General features: G+C 42.1%; 17 protein-coding genes. 15 read left to right on the plus strand and 2 right to left on the minus strand.

Translation table 11 applies throughout. The features are described 5' to 3' along the window. Window positions 1-37 precede the first annotated feature (37 nt). A complete protein-coding gene (locus RBR61_RS04190; protein WP_320342305.1) occupies window positions 38-1,276 on the minus strand; it encodes an apolipoprotein N-acyltransferase in 1,239 nt (412 codons plus the stop codon). A 104-nt stretch (window positions 1,277-1,380) separates the two neighbouring features. On the opposite strand from RBR61_RS04190, the gene yajC reads away from it, so the two are divergent. The 15 genes from yajC to RBR61_RS04265 all read left to right on the plus strand — a co-directional run bounded on the left by yajC (window position 1,381) and on the right by RBR61_RS04265 (window position 17,768). After that, window positions 1,381-1,647 carry a preprotein translocase subunit YajC gene (gene yajC, locus RBR61_RS04195; RefSeq protein WP_320342307.1) on the plus strand — a complete coding sequence of 89 codons (267 nt, stop codon included), beginning with the start codon at window positions 1,381-1,383 and terminating at the stop codon, window positions 1,645-1,647. After that, window positions 1,637-3,202: a protein translocase subunit SecD gene (gene secD, locus RBR61_RS04200; protein WP_320342308.1), complete on the plus strand. Its 1,566-nt coding sequence runs from the start codon at window positions 1,637-1,639 to the stop codon at window positions 3,200-3,202. The genes yajC and secD overlap by 11 nt, the downstream gene beginning before the upstream one ends. A 2-nt stretch (window positions 3,203-3,204) precedes the next feature. Continuing rightward, window positions 3,205-4,176, plus strand: coding sequence for a protein translocase subunit SecF (gene secF, locus RBR61_RS04205; RefSeq protein ID WP_320342309.1), 972 nt, complete (start codon window positions 3,205-3,207; stop codon window positions 4,174-4,176). A 62-nt stretch (window positions 4,177-4,238) separates the two neighbouring features. Next, window positions 4,239-4,424 carry a PLDc N-terminal domain-containing protein gene (locus RBR61_RS04210; protein ID WP_320342310.1) on the plus strand — a complete coding sequence of 62 codons (186 nt, stop codon included), beginning with the start codon at window positions 4,239-4,241 and terminating at the stop codon, window positions 4,422-4,424. 82 nt (window positions 4,425-4,506) lie between these two features. Next, window positions 4,507-4,845 carry a DUF6394 family protein gene (locus tag RBR61_RS04215; protein WP_137013803.1) on the plus strand — a complete coding sequence of 113 codons (339 nt, stop codon included), beginning with the start codon at window positions 4,507-4,509 and terminating at the stop codon, window positions 4,843-4,845. A gap of 9 nt (window positions 4,846-4,854) precedes the next feature. Then, on the plus strand, window positions 4,855-7,305 hold the full coding sequence (gene leuS, locus RBR61_RS04220; RefSeq protein WP_320342311.1) for a leucine--tRNA ligase: 2,451 nt from the start codon (window positions 4,855-4,857) through the stop codon (window positions 7,303-7,305). A 2-nt stretch (window positions 7,306-7,307) separates the two neighbouring features. Then, window positions 7,308-7,832, plus strand: a complete 525-nt coding sequence (gene lptE, locus RBR61_RS04225) for an LPS assembly lipoprotein LptE (RefSeq protein WP_320342312.1) — start codon at window positions 7,308-7,310, stop codon at window positions 7,830-7,832. 9 nt (window positions 7,833-7,841) lie between these two features. Continuing rightward, window positions 7,842-9,386 carry a diguanylate cyclase gene (locus tag RBR61_RS04230; RefSeq protein ID WP_320342314.1) on the plus strand — a complete coding sequence of 515 codons (1,545 nt, stop codon included), beginning with the start codon at window positions 7,842-7,844 and terminating at the stop codon, window positions 9,384-9,386. Beyond that, window positions 9,383-10,531, plus strand: a complete 1,149-nt coding sequence (locus RBR61_RS04235; RefSeq protein WP_320342315.1) for a bifunctional folylpolyglutamate synthase/dihydrofolate synthase — start codon at window positions 9,383-9,385, stop codon at window positions 10,529-10,531. The genes RBR61_RS04230 and RBR61_RS04235 overlap by 4 nt, the downstream gene beginning before the upstream one ends. Next, the gene (locus tag RBR61_RS04240) at window positions 10,524-11,480 is read left to right on the plus strand and encodes a M23 family metallopeptidase (RefSeq protein ID WP_320342316.1); all 957 of its coding nucleotides are present in this window, start codon (window positions 10,524-10,526) and stop codon (window positions 11,478-11,480) included. Before RBR61_RS04235 ends, RBR61_RS04240 begins: the two co-directional genes overlap by 8 nt. Then, window positions 11,477-11,836, plus strand: coding sequence for a polymer-forming cytoskeletal protein (locus RBR61_RS04245; protein WP_320342317.1), 360 nt, complete (start codon window positions 11,477-11,479; stop codon window positions 11,834-11,836). Before RBR61_RS04240 ends, RBR61_RS04245 begins: the two co-directional genes overlap by 4 nt. Before the next feature lie 16 nt (window positions 11,837-11,852). Next, complete coding sequence (locus RBR61_RS04250) at window positions 11,853-14,828, plus strand: DEAD/DEAH box helicase (RefSeq protein ID WP_320342318.1); 2,976 nt, start codon at window positions 11,853-11,855, stop codon at window positions 14,826-14,828. A gap of 2 nt (window positions 14,829-14,830) precedes the next feature. After that, window positions 14,831-15,640, plus strand: a complete 810-nt coding sequence (locus RBR61_RS04255) for a TIGR00282 family metallophosphoesterase (RefSeq protein ID WP_320342319.1) — start codon at window positions 14,831-14,833, stop codon at window positions 15,638-15,640. A gap of 65 nt (window positions 15,641-15,705) precedes the next feature. Beyond that, the gene (locus tag RBR61_RS04260; RefSeq protein WP_320342320.1) at window positions 15,706-16,380 is read left to right on the plus strand and encodes a response regulator transcription factor; all 675 of its coding nucleotides are present in this window, start codon (window positions 15,706-15,708) and stop codon (window positions 16,378-16,380) included. Beyond that, window positions 16,374-17,768 (plus strand): ATP-binding protein, encoded by a 1,395-nt coding sequence (locus tag RBR61_RS04265; RefSeq protein ID WP_320342321.1) that lies wholly within the window; start codon window positions 16,374-16,376, stop codon window positions 17,766-17,768. The genes RBR61_RS04260 and RBR61_RS04265 overlap by 7 nt, the downstream gene beginning before the upstream one ends. Here RBR61_RS04265 and RBR61_RS04270 read toward each other — a convergent pair. Beyond that, window positions 17,765-19,447: a DNA polymerase III subunit gamma/tau gene (locus tag RBR61_RS04270; RefSeq protein WP_320342322.1), complete on the minus strand. Its 1,683-nt coding sequence runs from the start codon at window positions 19,445-19,447 to the stop codon at window positions 17,765-17,767. The two genes, RBR61_RS04265 and RBR61_RS04270, sit on opposite strands and share 4 nt — an antisense overlap. Window positions 19,448-19,498: the final 51 nt, after the last annotated feature.

Genomic DNA, 19,498 nt, shown 5'->3' on the forward strand with positions numbered 1-19,498 from the left:
GTAAAATAAAATAAGGTGCAATTATACCAAATAAAGGTTACTTAATAATCCCAGTACCTCTATAGTTTGCGCTGTGGTATATTGTGGCACCGTTTTTTCTAGCATAGTATCTCATAAGAAGCTTTTGCAGTGTCGGCTCAATTGATGGAGCAAACCAGGCGTTGTTGCTTATGGCTATAACAAAATCAACCTCGCCTTCATATATCTCCTTGCACGTCGCTTCGTAACAGATAGCATTTCTAAACTTCACCCCTTTGATGGTAAAGTCGGTCGGCTCGGTTGCGGTTTTAAAGTCGGACACTCCGCCGAAAAATATTTCATTTATAAAATCCTGTGCGAATTTTGGAAGCGGAATATACTCTCCGAACGGGACTAGAACCAGCTTTTTTGCCACTTTAAAATTGCCCTCTTCAAACATATATGTCACATTGTAGTGCATACCGTTCTCACTAAGCAGAGAGCCCGCGACGATAGCTATATCATAAGAGGCTTTTTTTAGCTCTTCAAAGATAAGAGGTGCTTTGTTCATAAAAAACGGAAAAACGGACTCAGGAAATATGACAACGTCATACCCATTCTCTTTAGCCCCTCTTATTTCCTTAAAGACCAGCTCTATTGTCGGAGAGAGGCTCTCCTTTTGCCATTTTTTGTCTTGAGATATGTCGGTTGCTACAAGTTTTATCTTCAGAGGAGCATCTTTTTGAACAGCAGGAGCAAAGTTTATGCTAAATAGAAGCAGCAGAAGCGGAAGAAATGTGTATGGTTTTTTTATGAAAGAGGGCAGTGCAAGAGAAGCGAGAATAAGAGCGAACTGATACTTCTGTACACCAAAATAGCTATCGACAAAGAGAAGCTCCATCTGCAGCCAGTTAAAATCAAAAGGCTCTACAAAGCTTAGAACAAATAGCATTAAAGCTCTTATGAAAGCACTTCTCGTAAGTGCCAAGACGCCGAAAAAGAGCATATAGACAAGTGCAAAAAGCAGAGTTACAATAGGCTCCATATAGCCTACGCCGTTGTATTTAAAGCTGTACCCTATCCAGTAAAACCACAAAAGACCTATAAAGAAACCGGCTACTAAAACAGCTCTTTTTGGGATGTAGAGAAGAAGCGCAAAAGCAAAAAGCCCAAAGAGCGTGTTTATGAATTTTAGAGTTATTTCGAAGTGTTCAAGATATAAAAAGGCACTGAATAAAAGAGAGGTTACGACTCCGCATATTAGATCAAAAAGAAGTGGATTATAGTTATCTCTAATGTTTTGGATCTTTTTTATCATCTTTTAACGCTCTGTTTTTTGGTTTGAATTATAGCACCATTCAGTCTTTTATTAATATAGTTCTTGTATAATCGCCGCAATTTATTCAAAGGAAACCCGGACTCATGGAAATAATAAGTCAACTACTCCCGTTTATAATACTCATCGCGATTATGTACTTCATAATCATCCGCCCGCAGCAAAAAGCGGCAAAAACTCATCAGGAGATGGTAACATCTCTGAAAAAAGGCGACAAGATAGTCACTATCGGCGGAATTATATCGACTGTTTATAAAGTTGAAGAGCAGTTCTTTACAGTTAAGATAAATGACGACGTAATCGTAAAGATAACAAAAGACGCCGTTGCAAGAAAGTATGAGGATGAAGCTTAATTACCGCATAGTAATATTTGCTCTTGCCATACTCTTTGGTGTTTTCTTCTCTGCACCTTCTCTGTTTCAAATGCAAGATGGCAAGAAGGTGACTCTTGGTCTTGATCTCCAAGGCGGACTTCATATGCTTCTTGGTGTCAAGACCGAAGAAGCCGTCAAATCACGTATTAAGTCGATCGCTGCAAGTGTAAAACATTTCAGCGAGAGAAAAGATATATTGATAGACACGCTTCAGTTCGATGAAGAGGGCATTACACTTACGCTCTTAGATAAAGATGATGTCAAGACAATCCAATCTTTTTTTCACGAGATAAAAGGGGCTATAGTCGTTGTAGTCGATGAGAGAATATCTCTTAGCCTTAGCGATGAGGAGATTCTAAGAACCGAGCAGCAGGCGATCTCTCAGGCAATCGAGACGATCAGAAACAGGCTTGATCAGTTTGGTCTGACCGAGCCGGTGGTAGCTCGTCAAGGCGAGGAGAAGATCCTTGTCCAACTCGCAGGCATTAAGACCATAGAGGAGGAGCAGCGTGCCCGTGAGTTGATATCGCGTGCAGCAAAACTCGAACTTATGGCAGTCGATGAAGACAGAACGGCAAGAGTTTACAGCATGAGCGAGAGCGAGGCAGCCTCTTACGGTGACGTGATCCTTGAAGATGTAGCAAATCCGAGCGTAAAACATCTTGTAAGAGAGATACCTATACTAGACGGATCAATGCTTACAGATGCAAATGTAGGATTTGATGAGAACAACCGCCCGCTTATCAGCTTTTCGCTAAATGCCGAAGGAGCCGAGATATTTGGTGACTTTACGGGCAGAAGTGTAGGAAAGCGTTTAGCAGTTGTTCTTGATGGCAAAGTTTACTCAGCTCCCGTTATAAACGAGCGTATCGGCGGCGGAAGCGGGCAGATATCAGGAAACTATACGGTTATGGAAGCAAAAGACCTCGCAATTGCGCTTCGCTCAGGCTCTCTTTTGGCTCCTATCTACCTTATGGAGAAGCGTTCGGTCGGTCCTAGTCTGGGAGCTGACAGCATCAAGGCAAGCCTTATTGCGCTTGTTGGCGGTTTTGTGCTTGTAATCGTATTTATGGTTGTCTATTACAGAATGGCGGGAGTGATCGCAAATATCGCTTTGATCGCAAACCTCTTCATCATCTTGGCGGTTATGAGTCTCTTCGGGGCTACGCTTACGCTTCCGGGGATGGCAGGAATCGTTCTTACCGTCGGTATGGCAGTTGATGCGAACGTTATTATCTCAGAGCGTATACGAGAGCTTATACATGAAGGAAAGTCGATTCACAAAGCTATAGAAGAGGGTTATGCGAATGCAATGAGCGCTATTTTGGATGCGAACATAACAACACTTATAGCTGCTGTCGTCCTTTACGCTTACGGAACGGGTGCTATCAAAGGTTTTGCAATTACTATTAGTATAGGAATACTCGCTTCAATGCTTACTGCAATTCTTGGAACACATGGGATCTACGAGATGCTTGAGAAGAGAATACAAAAAAGCAAAAACAACCTTTTTTGGTTCGGGATTAAGGGGTAATTATGGAATTTTTTAAACTAACAAAAACCTTTAATTTTATGGGCAAGTCAAAGTTAGCTATGGTCTTATCAATAGTTTTAGTGCTCTCTTCGTTTCTTATATTGGCTATTAAAGGTCTTAACTACGGTGTCGATTTTGCAGGCGGAACGATCGTTCAGGTCAAGTATGACACTGCCGCACCGATAGATGAGATGAGAGAGAAGCTAAAGGGCAACGCTATTTTTGAGGGTGCTTCAATAACGGAGTTCGGCTCAGAAGATGAGGTCGTTATCCGTATGAGAACAACGACCGGAGACGTAGTGGTCGATGTCGGAGATCTCACTCGTGAGACTCTTGTGGGTACAGGAGATTTTGAGATACGCCGTGTCGATATTGTCGGTCCAAAGGTTGGAAGCGAGCTGAAAGAGAAAGGGATTATGTCTCTCATCTTAGCAGTAATCGGCATCTTGATATATGTAGCATTCAGATTTGAGTGGAGATTTGCAGTAGCCTCTATAATGGCGCTTGTTCATGACGTCTCGATCGCTCTTGGAGCTATCGCTCTTGTAGGGCTGGAGGTAAACCTTGATGTTCTCGCAGCGCTTTTGACCATCCTTGGTTACTCGCTCAACGATACAATTATCGTATTTGACAGGATCCGTGAGGGTGTCGTAAAAGGCAAAGATGTTGAGCTTTCAGAGATAATTGATGACTCCGTCACAAAAACTTTGGCTAGAACGACGCTTACGTCACTCACAACTTTCTTTGTTGTGTTTACGCTCTTTATGTTCGGCGGCGAGATCATTCACGCCTTTGCATTTACTCTTTTGGTGGGAATCGTGGTCGGAACATACTCATCTATCTTTGTTGCGTCTCCGACACTGCTTCTTTTTGGTTTTGATGTAAAAAATTACTACGTCAAACTTGCAGAAAAAGCAAAAAGAGAAGCTGAAAAAGAGAGAATGAGATCTCAATTTGAATCAGGGGTAATGTAGAACGCATTACCCATTGGTTACCTAATAAAGTTACAATTGTCTATCACAACAAGGAGTTAGTCATGAGTAATGTTTCATTTTTAGTCTTTTTTCTGTTTGTAGCTTTTTGGATATACTCCATAGTCTCTGTATATAAAGCTGAGTTTAAAGAGGAGAAGCAAAAAACATTTTGGCTTATAGGCATTGTTTTTGTTCCCCCTTTGGCAATTTTTTACTTTTTTATGAAAAAAAATCTGATTCTTAAATAGCTTAAGCAATATGATATAAGTCGCTACTTAAGATACTTTTTGTATAATCACTCCAATTTAATTTTAAAGCTAAGGTGTCAACATGGATTGGGGCAAGGTAATATACGTATTTTTTTCATTGATGAGTTTAACATCAATCGCGGGTTTTTTATATGAGCATAGTGCTGTCGCGCTTTTTGTGGCGGGCAGCTTGAATCTGGTCTCTACATTTTTGAAAATCGGTGTTAGAAACCTCCTCTCTGCCGAACTATTGGCATCATCACTGGTTGCGGATCTGCATCTTATTCCTGCATTTATCTATCTAGAAGTAGTCGGAAACCTTGAGTGGGCGATAGCTCTGGCAATCGGAGCTCTGATTGCGAACCTCTTTTCCGTAGGACTTGTCTATATAGAGAGTTCTAAAAACCGTGAAGAGTATTAGGAGATTTTTTTGCAATACAGTTCAAAAGAGTTAGAAAAGAGTTGGCAAGAGTATTGGTCACAAAATAGAAGTTTTGAGCCGAGTGAAGATTTTGGCAAAGAGAAAAAATATATACTAAGCATGTTCCCTTTCCCAAGCGGGCGACTTCATATGGGGCATGTCAGAAACTACACTCTAAGCGATGCTTTTGCAAGATATTACCGTCAGCAGGGTTTTAACGTTCTTCATCCGATAGGTTTTGACAGTTTCGGTATGCCTGCGGAAAACGCGGCTATAAAGAACGGTTCTCATCCAAAAAAATGGACATACGACAATATTGACTATATGAAGGGCGAGTTCAAGTCGCTCGGATTCTCATTTTCAAAAGAGCGCGAACTTGCTACGAGCGATGAGCTCTACACAAAGTTTGAGCAGGGCTTTATCATCGATATGTATGAGAAAGATCTTCTCTACCGCAAAAAGGGATTTTTAAACTGGTGTGAGAGCTGTCATACGGTTTTGGCAAACGAGCAGGTGATCGAGGGTTGCTGCTGGAGATGTGACAACCAGGTAGTCAAAAAAGATATGAATCAGTACTACTTCAAGATCACCAAGTATGCAGATGAACTTTTAGATGATCTGCATAAACTTGAAGGTGGCTGGCCTAAGCAGGTTTTGACCATGCAGGAGAACTGGATAGGCAGATCAAACGGGCTTGAGTTTAAGCTTCGTTTTGACGATGAATCACTTTCAAAACTTGGAAAAAACTTTGAGGGCTTCGATGTATTTACAACGCGCCCCGATACTATCTACGGTGTTAGCTATACCGCTTTGGCACCTGAGCATGAGATAGTGACATATATGATCGAAAACTTGCTTATTGATGATGAGAGCATCACTCGTATAAAAGAGATGAAGAATGCTTCATCGATCGATAGACAAAAAGAGAAGAGCGGTATCGCTTTAAACCTGAGTGTCACTCATCCGCTTACAGGCAAAAAAGTGCCTGTATGGGTTGCGAACTTTGTTCTGATGGATTACGGAAGCGGTGCTGTAATGGCTGTTCCGGCTCATGATGAGAGGGATTTTGACTTTGCAAAAAAGTATGACCTGCCTATCAATGCGGTAATAAAGCCTTTTGATGGCGAGTTGGAGTCTGATAAAGCGTATACGGAAGCGGGAGAGCTCTTTAACTCGGAGATCTTTAACGGCATGAACTCCAAAGATGCTCAGTCAAAGATCATAGATTACTTTGAAGAGAAAAAGATAGGTAAAAAAACAACGAATTACAAACTCAAAGATTGGGGAGTTTCGCGCCAGAGATATTGGGGCGCGCCTATCCCTTTTGTCCACTGCGAGAGCTGCGGTATCGTTATGGAGAAAAAAGAGAATCTCCCGATCGCGCTTCCTGAGGACATTGAGATCACGGGAGAGGGAAACCCTCTTGAGAAACATCCGACTTGGAAGCAGTGCAAGTGTCCAAAATGCGGCAATGATGCTGTGCGCGAGACCGATACTATGGATACTTTTGTGGAGTCGTCGTGGTACTTCTTGCGTTTTTGCGCATCGCCTAAGAACTGGCAGGATGAGGCTTTTTCAAAAGAGCAGATCAAGTACTGGATGGGCGTTGACCACTACATCGGCGGGATAGAGCATGCGATACTGCACCTTCTTTATGCAAGGTTCTTTACAAAAGTTTTCCGCGATCTGGGCTATTTGGAGTTTGACGAGCCTTTTGATAGACTTCTGACACAAGGTATGGTTTTAAAAGACGGCGCTAAAATGAGCAAATCCAAAGGCAACACGGTTGACCCTGACGCTATCATAGAGAAGTACGGTGCAGATACGGCAAGACTTTTCATACTCTTCGCAGCGCCTCCTACGCAGGAGCTTGAGTGGAACGACAGCGCCGTTGAGGGTGCATACAAGTTTATAAAAAGATTTTATGACAGAAGCGCGAATGTGCGCAAGATGGATACTCTTGTAAATATTGAGCACAACTCTCTTTCTAAAGATGAGAAGTTTGCCAGAAAGAAAGTCTACGAAGCGCTTGTTCGTGCCGAGGATGTCTACACCCAAAGATATACTTTCAACACAATGATCGCAGGTGTTATGGAGGCTATGAACGCTCTTAATCTCCAGAGTAACGAGGATGTCTGGAGCGAAGGCTACTGGATACTGAGTTCGATTATGGAGCCTGTCATACCTCACGTCTGCTGGGAGATATCTAAGAGATGTTTCTCTCTTAAAAATATGACTCCGCAAAAAGTGATAGAAGAGGTTTTTGTAGAGGACTCTATTACTCTTGGTGTCTCGATCAACGGAAAAAGAAGATGCGAGATCGAGGTATCCCTTGATGCACCGCAGGATGAGATACTTGAGATAGCAAAAAAAGAGGCTCATAAATGGCTTGAGGGCAAGACTCTCATAAAAGAGATATTGGTTCCAAAGAAGTTAGTAAACCTAGTTGTCAAGGATTGATATTGAACTTTTTTTCAAACATTAAAACGTTATTGCTTCTCTCTCTGCTCTTAGTCGCAGTAAGCGGATGCGGGTACAAATCAAGCGCAAAGTTTTCGCGTGAGGTAATGGGAGATAAGATAAGTACAAGTGTCATTATCTCGGCTATAGACCCGCAAAATACAGTTATCATCAAAGATGCGGTCGATAAAGCCATTATAGAGGTGTTTCAGGCATCTTTGGTAAGCAGAGATGAGTCTAAGACACACTTGGTGCTAAAGATGGGAACACCGTCCTACTCACCGATAGTCTATGATGAGAACGGCTATATTACAGGTTATAGGATGAGTGTTGCGCTAAATATTATAAAGCATACAAACGGCGAATCAAAAAGCTATAATACAAGAGGGTTTCATGATTTCTCGGTAGCGCCTAATGCTATCGTCACGGATCAAGACAGATTTGAAGCTATCGGCTTTGCGGCACAAAGAGCTATCAAGTCGTTCGTTGCGCAGGTCTCCGCCGAGGGAGCTAGAGCAAAAAAGTAAGGGGTGGTTATGAATATTCAGGCGATTATAAAAAAAGCTGTAAAAAGATTAGAGTTAGAGGGTAAGCTTCTAACGCCTGATTTCTATGCCGAAGCTTTTTGCAAAGAGGCCGCAAAAGCCGGATTTGCGACAGAGGACTGCTCAAAACTTGAAAAATTTACCGCATCTTTGAACAAAGAGTTTCAAGATGAGTTGAAAAAATATCATATTAAAAATATCTCGGAGCTCTCCCGTTTTCTGATCTCAAAACTAAACAGAACAAATCCGTCCCACTGTGCCAATCTGCTTGATGCTCAGAGTGTTTTTACGAGAAGGGTTCTCCAGGTCATAGAGGTCCTTCATAACAAAGAGGCGACGGAACTTGCAAAAAGGAGTCTGGATCTTCTAAACAGGGAGCCTTCGGTCACGGAGATAGACCAGTTTAGACAGCTTTGGATAAACTTTATAACGACATACGATGATACATTTTTGCAGAAGTTAAAAGCGCTCGGCGAGGTCGATAAAACAAATCTTAAAAAAACCATAGAAGATCTAAACCTGACAAATCTATGTGACAAACCTTTGGGCATAATAGAGCTCTCAACCATTGCTTCGCTGCTTGTATCATCATTGACCCCGTCAATCGCACCAAGCATTAACGACAAGATAGCTGATATCAGCCAGAAGATAAAGAGCAACCCTGAGCTTCTGCAGAGTGCCTCCGTAGAGGCTGAGATAAAATCTGCCATAGCTCTAAGAATAGCGCTTGACAAGCAGAGCGTCAAAGAGATGATAGAATCAATTGACGGTGTGCTAGACAAACTCTCGCTAAGACTTATAGAGATGATAGAGAGCTCAGACAGCTCAACTGCAGAGATACAGAAGATCAAAAAAGAGCTTGAGAGCTATAATGAAAAGACGATCACGAACTTTAGCGTAGCCCATAAAAAAATATACGCTATTGCTATAGCTCTGGAGAAAAATACACAAGCACTCACAAGCGATCTGAAAAAACACAACAATGAAGTTAATCTGCTCAGCAAGAAGATAGAACATCTGGAACAGGAGCTTCAGCGTGCAAGAGATGAATCAAAAGAGGATTTTTTAACAAAGCTATATAATAAGCGCGCACTTGAAGAGCTTATGAACATAAAAGAGGCAGAGTTCGAGAGATACGGACATAACTTTACAGTCGTCTTTTTGGACCTTGACCATTTTAAAGCTATTAACGATACATACGGGCATGATGCAGGCGATGCGGTACTGTTCGCTTTTGCAAAAATACTTAAAAACGAAGCAAGAGCGGTTGATATAGTAGGAAGATTCGGCGGCGAAGAGTTTATTGCGATCCTCGGTGAGACCGATGCCAAAGGCGGTGTGGTGTTTGCCGAGAAGGTAAGAAAGAAACTCAAAAAAAGCTCTCTGATGTATAAGGATAATCAGATAAAACTAACAGTAAGCTGCGGCGTAAGTGACAGAAAATCGAACTTTTCGCTTCAAAGCCTGCTAAAGAGTGCAGACGAGAACCTTTATAAAGCCAAACATGATGGCAGAGACAGGGTTGTTCATAAGTGAGACTCAAAGAGTATCTGGATATTAAACCGCTCTACTACGAGAAGATCGACTATGAGCGTATGCCCAGAGTATATGATAAGAGAAAAGCCGCTCTGCCTGCTCCAAAGATAATCCACATTATCGGAACAAACGGCAAAGGCACAACGGGAAGGTTTTTGGCAGATGCGCTTTTTTCCATGGGATACGGCACCGGGCACTACACATCTCCTCATATACTTGAGTTTAACGAACGCATATATAAAAACGGCAAAAACGCCAGTGATAGTGAACTGCAAGAGGCGCATCAGGAGCTTCAAAATATATTGGCAAAAGATGATGCAGACTCACTTAGTTACTTTGAATATACGACGCTTCTTGCCATGCTTGTTTTTCGTGGATGCGACTATGTAGTTATGGAAGCTGGGCTTGGCGGGGAGCATGATGCAACTGCCGTATTTGCAAAAACGCTCACCCTTGTAACTCCTATTGCTTATGACCATGAGGCTTTTTTGGGCTCTAATATTAAAGAGATCGCAACTACTAAACTAAATGCAGTGCAAAAAAGTGCTATTTTAGGTATTCAGAAGTATGAAGAGGTTTATACTACGGCAAAGAGATTAGCTGCAGAAAGATCACTCGATATATACAGGTTGGACGATATATTGGATGAGGGCGATAGAGAGATCAGGGATGAAGTCGCAAAAAGATACTCACTTGCTCCTTATCTCATTCAGAACCTCTCTTTAAGCATTGCCGCTTTAAAGTTTTTGGGACTTGACTATAGTGCAGAGAACTTCTCCTGCGAACAGCTTTTTGGACGACTTACAAAAATATCAAAAAATATCACTATAGATGTGGGGCACAATGTTCTTGCTGCTCAAAGCATAGCGGATGCGCTTGCTGGGGAGAAGGTGGTACTTGTATATAACAGCTATAGGGATAAAAACTATCAAGAGATATTAAAAGTGTTAAAACCTATAATCTTGCATGTTGAGATAATAGCCATAAATGACCAAAGAGCGGCAGCCATAGAGGATATTAAAACTGTTTTAACCAATATAGGGGTAAAATACAAAGAATTTAAAGCGATAAAACCGGAGTCTGACTATCTGGTTTTTGGTTCTTTTAGCGTTGTCGAGACATTTTTAAGAGAGTATTATGAATAATCACTTTACGATTACGATAAATGACGATAATGGCGTAAAGCAGTTCAATCTTCATAAGATCATAAAAAAAGCTATCTTTTACGCAGTTCTCTTTATCGCAACCATTGCACTAAGCGCAATAGGGACTATCTTATATCTAAATCATGCGGTAGATGAGATTGAGACAAAGCATAAGAGCGTAGAAAAAGCCTATTTGGCACAAAAAGAGAAGAACAGGCTCTTGGATGAGAGTATGAAAGAGACTCAGATGGCTCTAGTTGACAAAAAAAGAGAGCTTATGGAGGTATCAGACACGCTCTCGGAGATAGAGACACTGATAGGACTTGCTCCCGTGGCAGAGATGTCGCTTCAAGAGAGAGTGAGCGTTACAAAACTAAACTCTGAGCATATGGCTACTCTTATGCAGTTCATTCCAAGCGGCTCTCCTATAAGGTACAACGGAGTTACAAGCAATTTCGGCTACAGAATACACCCTACGCTTAACTCAAAAGAGCTTCACCGCGGACTGGATATGAAAGCTGCAATGAATACCCCTGTTTATGCGACTGCCGACGGTATCGTAGAGTGGTCCGGATTCCATGAGAAGAGCGGATTTGGCAATCTTGTGATCCTGCAACACAACTACGGTTTTAGGTCCTACTTCGCTCATTTAAACAAAGTTGTGATAAAATCGGGCAGTTTTGTTAAAAAGGGCGATCTTATTGCCTACACAGGCAACTCAGGAATGAGCAGCGGCCCGCATCTCCATTATGAGATCAGATTTATTCAAAGGGCGGTAAACCCCATAGAATTTGTAAGATGGAGCGTAAAAAACTATAATGAAATATTCGAAAAGGAGAAACAGATACCATGGCAATCTTTAATAACAGCGACAGCGCACATAAAAGTACCAAACCCGACACAAACACTACCATCATCACAGCTGGCTCTACAATCAAAGGAGAGATGACGTTAGCGTGCAATCTCTATGTGGACGGAGAGTTTGAGGGGACGATAAACTCTAGCAAAGAGGTAAACATCGGTAAAAGCGGACATATCAAAGGGGATATATCTACGACAAGACTTGTAGTCCAAGGCTATGTAGAAGGCAGTATTAGTGCCGCAAGAGTAGAGATAAAAGCTCACGGAAGAGTAAGCGGCTCCATAGAGTCAGGCGAGCTTGTCATAGAAGCAAAGGGTATTTTTGAAGGAAACAGCATCGTAAAAGATGTCACTGCCGCTCCAAAAAAAGCGTCGCAAAACGAGAACATCCCTGCTGATACGCTAAAGAGCCTTATTAATGATGATGAGGTAAAAGTATCATAATCCTCAACTTAATATAATGTCACAAAACAGACTGTTTCAATACTACAAAACCTCTAAAGATCAAGATCTTGAGATCCTGATCTGCCAAGACTCAAAAGAGGCGCACTCTCTTGAGAGCGTAGCAAAGTTTTTTCAAAAAGATGTTCTTGTTTTTCCTGATCTTAGAGCGACTTTCGGGGATGATTTAAGAGTATACAAAGAGGAGATCCACGAACTCTTCTCTGCTCTTAGAAAGTACTACTCTCTTAAAAAAAAGCCGCTTATAATAGCGCCACTAAAGACGCTGCTTTTTAACCTTCCAAAAGAGAGCCTTTTAAGCTCAACAACGCTTGAATTTGGTTCTACTTTAGAGCTAAAAAAGTTTCAGGAGCAGATGCTTTTTTGGGGCTACAGCTTTGTAGATATGGTTCAAGTGGAGGGTGAGATATCCTTTCGCGGCGACATCATAGATATATTTCCGCCATCATCTGCTATGCCTCTTAGGATATCGCTATTTGACGATGAGATAGAGCAGATAAAATATTTTGAGCTCGAATCGCAAAGAACTCAAAAAGATGAGCTTGAGAAGATAGAGATAACACCCGCTTTTTACTCGCTTAATGAGGATGAGTTTAATACTCTAAATGAGAAGGTCTCAAAAAGCGAGTTTAACTCTCTGGTTAAAGATATTGCTTCTTTGGGGTTTTGGCATCTTGATGAGAGTGCGGCGAATTTTTTGGAGGGCAAAAAGGCCAAGCTTGTCAGAAATCTTGATGCTTTTTTGGTAGATGCCTATGCCCTAAATAAGCCGACACTATCAAGAGAGTGTTTCAACCTTGAGGTTTTGGACGAATCAGATGACTATAAAGAGATATCCGTAACGGATATCAACGCTCTTTTAAAAGTGCATAAAGATAAAAAGATAACGCTTATAGCTTCAAACGAGGCGGTCGTTAAGCAAGCCGGGCTCTTTGATCTAAAGGGTATCGAGACCCGCTATGCTCCATATATATTAAATATACTTACAAAAGATGAGCTTGTAATTTCGCTTAACAAGCCTGATAGAATCAGACGCAGAAGAAAAAGCTCTATTTTGCTCGATGATCTAAAAGCCGGCGATTATGTAGTTCACGAGGATTACGGCGTCGGCATCTTTGAGAGCATTGAGAAGACCGAGATACTGGGCGGTATTAAAGATTTTATAGTCATCAAATATGTTGGCGACGACAAGATATTGCTCCCCGTCGAAAACCTTGATGTCATAGACCGCTATATCGCCTCTGGCGGTTCTGTTCCCGTTTTGGATAAACTCGGCAAAGGGAGCTTCGGCAAACTAAAAGAGAGCGTAAAGAAACGGCTTATGGAGATCGCGGGACAGATCGTAAATACCGCCGCTGCAAGGGAGCTTATAAAGGCACCCAAAATTAGCGTAGATGAGGATGAACTAAGAGCGTTTCAAAAGCTATCTGGATTTGAGTATACAGACGATCAGACGCAATCGATAAGTGAGATAATTGCGCAGATGAGTTCGGGTCATATTATGGACAGGCTTCTAAGCGGAGATGTCGGTTTTGGCAAGACCGAAGTTGCGATGAATACCATATTTGCAGCCTATAAATCAGGCTATCAATCGGCTCTGATCGTTCCAACGACACTGCTTTCGGCACAGCACTACCGCTCGCTCCATGAGAGATTTGACGAACTTGGGATAAAGTGCTCTAAGCTCGATAGATTTGTAAGCGCAAAAGATAAGAAAAACATCACCAAAGCTCTTGCAAGCGGAGATCTTGACGTTGTTGTCGGAACGCATGCTCTTTTTGACCTGGAGTTTAAAAACTTAGGCGTTGTAATCATAGATGAGGAGCATAAGTTCGGCGTTAAGCAAAAAGAGAAGATAAAAGAGCTCTATAACGACGTGCATCTACTCTCAATGAGCGCGACTCCTATACCGCGCTCACTTAACCAAGCGCTAAGCTCTATCAAAACAATGTCGCAGCTGCTAACTCCGCCAAGCGAGAGAGAGCCTGTGCGTACATTCGTAAAAGAGTATGAGGAGAAGCTTATAAAAGAGGTGATTTTAAGAGAGATCAGACGCGGCGGGCAGATATTTTACGTTCATAACTCGATAGATCATATGCCTATAAAACTTGGAGAGCTAAAGGCGATACTCCCAGAGCTAAGAGTCGTTATGCTTCACTCCAAGATATCGGCGACGGAGACGGAAAAAGAGCTTTTGAAGTTTGAAGCTGGAGAGTATGACCTTATGCTTGCAACCTCCATCATAGAGTCTGGTATTCATATGCCGCGCGTCAACACCATCATAGTAGACGGTGCTGACAGGTTCGGAATGGCAGATCTGCATCAGCTTCGCGGTCGTGTAGGACGCAGCAGCGTGGAAGGGTTTGCGTACTTTATTGTCGAGAATAAAGAGACCCTAACTGACGATGCCAAAAAAAGGCTTCTTGCATTAGAGTCAAACTCATTCTTGGGAAGCGGCTCGGTGCTTGCATATCACGACTTGGAGATAAGAGGCGGCGGAAATCTGGTAGGAGATGCCCAAAGCGGACATATCAAGAACATAGGCTACTCTTTGTATCTCAGAATGTTAGAAGATGCCATAAAACTTCTTAGCAATCAAGCGCAGAGCGAAAAGCTAAAGGTGGATATAAAGCTTACAATATCGGCTTTTATATCCGACGAAGTGGTCAAAGAGGACAGGCTGCGTCTTGACATCTACAGACGACTCTCATCATGCGAAACACCGCTTGAGATATATGAGATACAAGAGGAGATGATAGACCGCTTCGGCGAGCTCGACACACCGACCAAACAGTTCTTTGAACTTATGGTCATCAAAATTTTGAGTTTGCATAAGAAGATCAAGAGCGTTTCAAACTATGGACAGAACATCACACTTACCTATATGGACGAGAAAAAAGAGAGCATAAAATCGGACTCCAAAGATGACGACGACATTATAAAAGCGGTGCTGAAGTATTTAAGAGGAGCTTGACGTTGAGAGTAGCATTTATAGGCGATATTGTAGGAAGTCCGGGCAGAGAGATGTTAAAGAGCCACTTGGCAAAGATAAGAGCGGAGTACGGCATTGACTTTGTCATAGCAAACTATGAGAATGCCTCCCACGGTTTCGGGCTGACCCTTAAAAATGCCAATGAGATCGTAGGTTACGGCGTGGACTGCATGAGCGGCGGAAATCACACGTGGGATAAAAAAGAGGTCGAAGCGCTCTTTGATACACATGAGATACTAAGGCCGCATAACTACCCGGATGAGGTAAACGGAACAGGGTGCAAGGTTTATGAAATTGGCACAGAGAAACTGGCTGTTCTTAACCTTATGGGGCACTATGCCATGCCATATACCGACAACGCTTTTAGATGTGCAAAAGAGAGCGTGGAGGCGCTGCATGAGCAGGGAGTGAAAAATATTTTTATAGATTTTCATGCCGAAGCTACTAGTGAGAAAAGAGCTATGATGATGCTTCTTCAAGGAAAAGTTAGTGCGATAATCGGAACACATACGCATGTCTCTACAGATGATTTTCAAATCTCTTGCGGCACCGCATATATGACAGACATGGGGCTTACCGGATGCAGGGATAATGTCATAGGGATGGATGAAAAGGTGCCTTTAAAGCAGTTTCTTACAGGCATGAGAGGGCATTTTGATATTCCTAAAAAGTGCAAAAAGATAATGCAGATAGCTATAATGGACTTCAGTGAGGGAAGATGTGAGAGCGCATTTAAGCTTAAGATATTTGACGATGGAGATATCTTAAGAAGCGATGCATGGATCGAGAAGTAGCTGTAATCAAAAAGAGACCCTTTTTTGCTACAATAGTATAAAATCAAACTAGGAATTCTTAAAATATGAGTGCAAAAATCGTCGTAGTAGAAGATGAAGAGGATATTCTGGAACTCATTGAGTACAATCTGCAAAAAGAGGGTTATGAGGTCATCGGCTTTTTAAACACCAAAAGCGTCGAGCAGATGCTTGTCGAAGAGGATATCGATCTTCTTATTATGGATAGAAATCTCCCCGGCGTAGAGGGGAGCGAGTTTGTTCAAGCCCTGAGAAAAGATGGATTTGCCACACCCGTCATATATCTGAGTGCCAAAAATGCGGACTCTGAGATAGAAGAGGGCTTTATAAGAGGCGGAGACGATTACATAACAAAACCTTTCAATATGAAAGAGCTCCTTCTTCGCATAAAGGCCGTTTTGAGAAGAACATCAAAAAAGGTCGAAGAGGGGATGCTCTCGCATAGAGACCTGCTGCTCGATAAAAGTTCAAGGACTCTTACCGTAGCCGGCAAAAAAGCGGATGTCACAAAGCTTGAGTTCAATCTTTTAAGCGAGTTTATTATTAATAAAAACAGCGTGCTTGACCGTGACTACCTTTTGGAGAACGTCTGGGGTGACGGCGAAGAGTACCAGTACAGAACCGTCAACGTGGCTATTAACAGGCTCAAAGAGAAGATAGACCCCGATAAAACTAAAAACTACATAGAGACTGTCCGCGGAGTAGGGTACAAGCTGTGCTGAAAATACATCAGATATTTATTTTAAAGTTCCTGCTCCTTTTTGCAACATCCCTGCTTATATCATCTATCATCAGTTACATTGCGCTAAAAGATATAATAATCGAGCACAATAAAAATCATCTAAAACATGCCATAGAGTTTATGGAGATGGATCTAAAAAGTGCAGATGATCTTGAGAACTTTGCATCAGAGATAAACAAGAGAACATCTCTTAGGGTGACGATAGTCGCCGCTGACGGTGTGGTCTTGGCTGAGTCCGATGCAGATAAAAAAGAGATGGACAACCACGCTTCAAGATTTGAGATCATGCAGTCAAACTCTCAGGACTACGGAGATATAACGAGGTATTCAGATACCGTAAAAACCGATTTTTTATATATCGCCAAACGGGTTGTCTACAAAAATGAGCATATATATCTGAGACTCTCAATGAGCTTAGAGCAGATAATGTATGACTTTTACTCTCTGTGGACAAAGCTCTTTTTTGTTTTTATGGGGATACTTATCCTTGCCACTTTTATCTCCAAGACGATGAGCCAGAAAGTGGTCTACGATATTGAACAGATAACAAACTATCTAGATGAGGTCTCAAACAAAAACTATAAAGCCATCATAAAGACAAAATATTTCTATGAGTTTTTACAGATTTCGTTGCTTCTGAAAAACCTGGTAAAAAAACTGAGCAAGAACGAGAGAAAAAAATCAAAACATATGGCAAAGCTGAGATTGATGAACAAGCAGAGAAACGACATTCTATCTGCGCTCTCCCACGAGTTTAAAAATCCTGTTGCCGCAATTATCGGCTATGCCGAGACGATCGAAGAGGACAACAATATGCCGCAGAGCATTAGAGAGAAGTTTCTGGGCAAAATCAGCTCAAATGCCCAGAAGATATCAAAGATGCTCGACAGACTCGCTCTCTCCGTAAAGCTTGAAAACGGTGATCTTGTGCTTAATAAAAGTGAGTTCGACATAAGTCAGTTATGCTCAGAAGTCGCGTTAAACCTAAAGTCAAAATATAGAGATAGAGATATAAGAGTCGATGTCGGGGAGCTTGGCGTAATAAGCGATAAGACCATGCTGGAACTGGTCTTGGACAACCTGGTCGATAACGCTCTGAAATACTCAAACGGCGATGTATTTATAACTCTAAGGGAGAATAAAATATCTATTCAAGACAGCGGTGTCGGTATAAAAGAGGAGCATCTCCAAAAGATCACCAACAAATTTTACAGGGTAGATAAAAACAGCTGGGACAACTCTATGGGACTGGGCTTGGCTATGGTTACCTATGTCTTAAAACTGCTTGGTTCATCTCTGGAGATAAGCTCGGAGTTTGGCAAAGGCTCTACTTTTAGCTTTAGTATTGAGAGTATGATAAAGAGCTAAATCTTTGACTGAATGGTCATCTTTTTAGCTTCAAAAAGCTCGATCGCCTTTTGGACCATAGGCTCATCTTTTATCTCTGCCGCATCGATCTCTCTGGTGGTATCGCTGCTTTGACAGTTTGTTACACAGCTTGCACTCCCGCCCATCTCGGCATCTTCTATCATCGAGGTTGATTGCTCATATTGCTGTGGTTCTGCTTCTTTTGGAGCACTCTCTTTTTGCTCCTCTTGTTCGTCATCGTCTGTTTTTGTGCAGGGCTCATGTTTTATTTTCGTCTCAAAGCCGAAGATCTCTCTGACAAACTGTTTTACGACCGAGTAGCCGTGTGTGAGAACTCTTTTGCAATCACCGTTCGCACAGCTCTCCCATGTAAGCGTGTTGTTCTCAAAAGAGATAAAATAGATACTTTTCTCAAAGCATTCGCCAAGCTCGGGACTTCTGTCTTTTAACTTCGCTATGAGCTCTTCAAACATCTTTGCATAAGGGTTTATGGATGCTGATGGCTCCTCTGTTTTTTGTTCGCCTGCAGGTTCGCTCTCTTTTGTCTCTTCAACTTGAGTCTGCTCGCTTTTTTGCACTGCAGGTGCGGCGCATGAGATGGATGGCCTTTGAATCTCTTTTTGGAGAGACTCTATCATCTGGTCTACCTCTTTTATGCGAAGCGCCTCTATCATCTTGAAAAATATAAGCGATAGCACAAAAGAGCCGTCTGCATTTATGCTAAAGAGGTATTTGGAGTCACTTAGTATTCTGAAAAATCTATCTAGTACGAGAGTAGAGTAGAGAGCATCGCCTGCATACATTCTCTCTTTGAGGTAGGCTATAAGCTCATCTACGACCATCTCCGCTTCATACTCTTCCAAGATCTTCGTAAACTCTACAAGTGCGGCATGATCTTTTGCAAATACGGCTCTAAAGAGCTTGCTAATGAAGTCTGGGTCAACAAGACCGAGCATATCTGTAACCGTGCGTACATCCACATGGTTTTTTGAGTAGATTATAGCCTGGTCAAGCAGTGTGAGCGTATCTCTTAGGCTTCCGCTTCCGCTTCTTGCCAAGATCTCCAAAGCGTCGCTCTCATATTTGATGCCCTCAAGATTTAGTATGTGAGAGAGATGGTCAACCACCTTGTTCGTAGCGATCGATTTAAATCTGAAGTGCTGTGTACGGCTCAGTATAGTTGCAGGAAGTTTTAGAGGATCGGTGGTCGCTAGTATGAACTTCACATATGCAGGCGGCTCTTCAAGCGTTTTTAGCAGTGCATTGAACGCCTCTTTTGTAAGCATATGTACTTCATCGATAATAAATATCTTAAATCTAGCACTTGATGGTTTATATTTTGTCTGTTCTATAAGATCTCTGATGTCATCTATTTTTCTCGATGATGCCCCATCCATCTCGACTATGTCTATGTGGCGGTTCTCAAGAGAGTCTACGCAGTTTTGGCAGCTTCCGCACGGCTGATGGGTTATACCCGTCTCGCAGATAAGAGCTTTTGCAAATATGCGGGCGGTTGAAGTTTTGCCGCTTCCTCTAAGACCTGAAAAGAGGTATGCGTGAGAGAGCCTGTTCGCATCGAGTGCAAGCGAGAGGGTTTGAGAGATGGTATCTTGACCTATAAGCTCGTCAAAGTTTTTTGGTCTATATTTTCTTGCTAATACTTCTGAACTTGCTCTCACATATACTCTCCGTCTTTAGTTGAAGAGATTCTAACATTTATAGGGTTAAAA

This window comes from Sulfurimonas sp. (genome assembly GCF_034005705.1).
Classification (GTDB): Bacteria; Campylobacterota; Campylobacteria; order Campylobacterales; family Sulfurimonadaceae; genus Sulfurimonas.

Coding starts and splice junctions, on each gene's coding strand:
- secF (WP_320342309.1), top strand. CDS start 3,205: ATGGAATTTTTTAAACTAACAAAAACCTTTAATTTTATGGGCAAGTCA.
- RBR61_RS04215 (WP_137013803.1), top strand. CDS start 4,507: ATGGATTGGGGCAAGGTAATATACGTATTTTTTTCATTGATGAGTTTA.
- yajC (WP_320342307.1), top strand. CDS start 1,381: ATGGAAATAATAAGTCAACTACTCCCGTTTATAATACTCATCGCGATT.
- RBR61_RS04250 (WP_320342318.1), top strand. CDS start 11,853: ATGTCACAAAACAGACTGTTTCAATACTACAAAACCTCTAAAGATCAA.
- RBR61_RS04230 (WP_320342314.1), top strand. CDS start 7,842: ATGAATATTCAGGCGATTATAAAAAAAGCTGTAAAAAGATTAGAGTTA.
- RBR61_RS04260 (WP_320342320.1), top strand. CDS start 15,706: ATGAGTGCAAAAATCGTCGTAGTAGAAGATGAAGAGGATATTCTGGAA.
- RBR61_RS04190 (WP_320342305.1), bottom strand. CDS start 1,276: ATGATAAAAAAGATCCAAAACATTAGAGATAACTATAATCCACTTCTT.
- RBR61_RS04240 (WP_320342316.1), top strand. CDS start 10,524: ATGAATAATCACTTTACGATTACGATAAATGACGATAATGGCGTAAAG.
- RBR61_RS04210 (WP_320342310.1), top strand. CDS start 4,239: ATGAGTAATGTTTCATTTTTAGTCTTTTTTCTGTTTGTAGCTTTTTGG.
- secD (WP_320342308.1), top strand. CDS start 1,637: ATGAAGCTTAATTACCGCATAGTAATATTTGCTCTTGCCATACTCTTT.
- RBR61_RS04245 (WP_320342317.1), top strand. CDS start 11,477: ATGACGTTAGCGTGCAATCTCTATGTGGACGGAGAGTTTGAGGGGACG.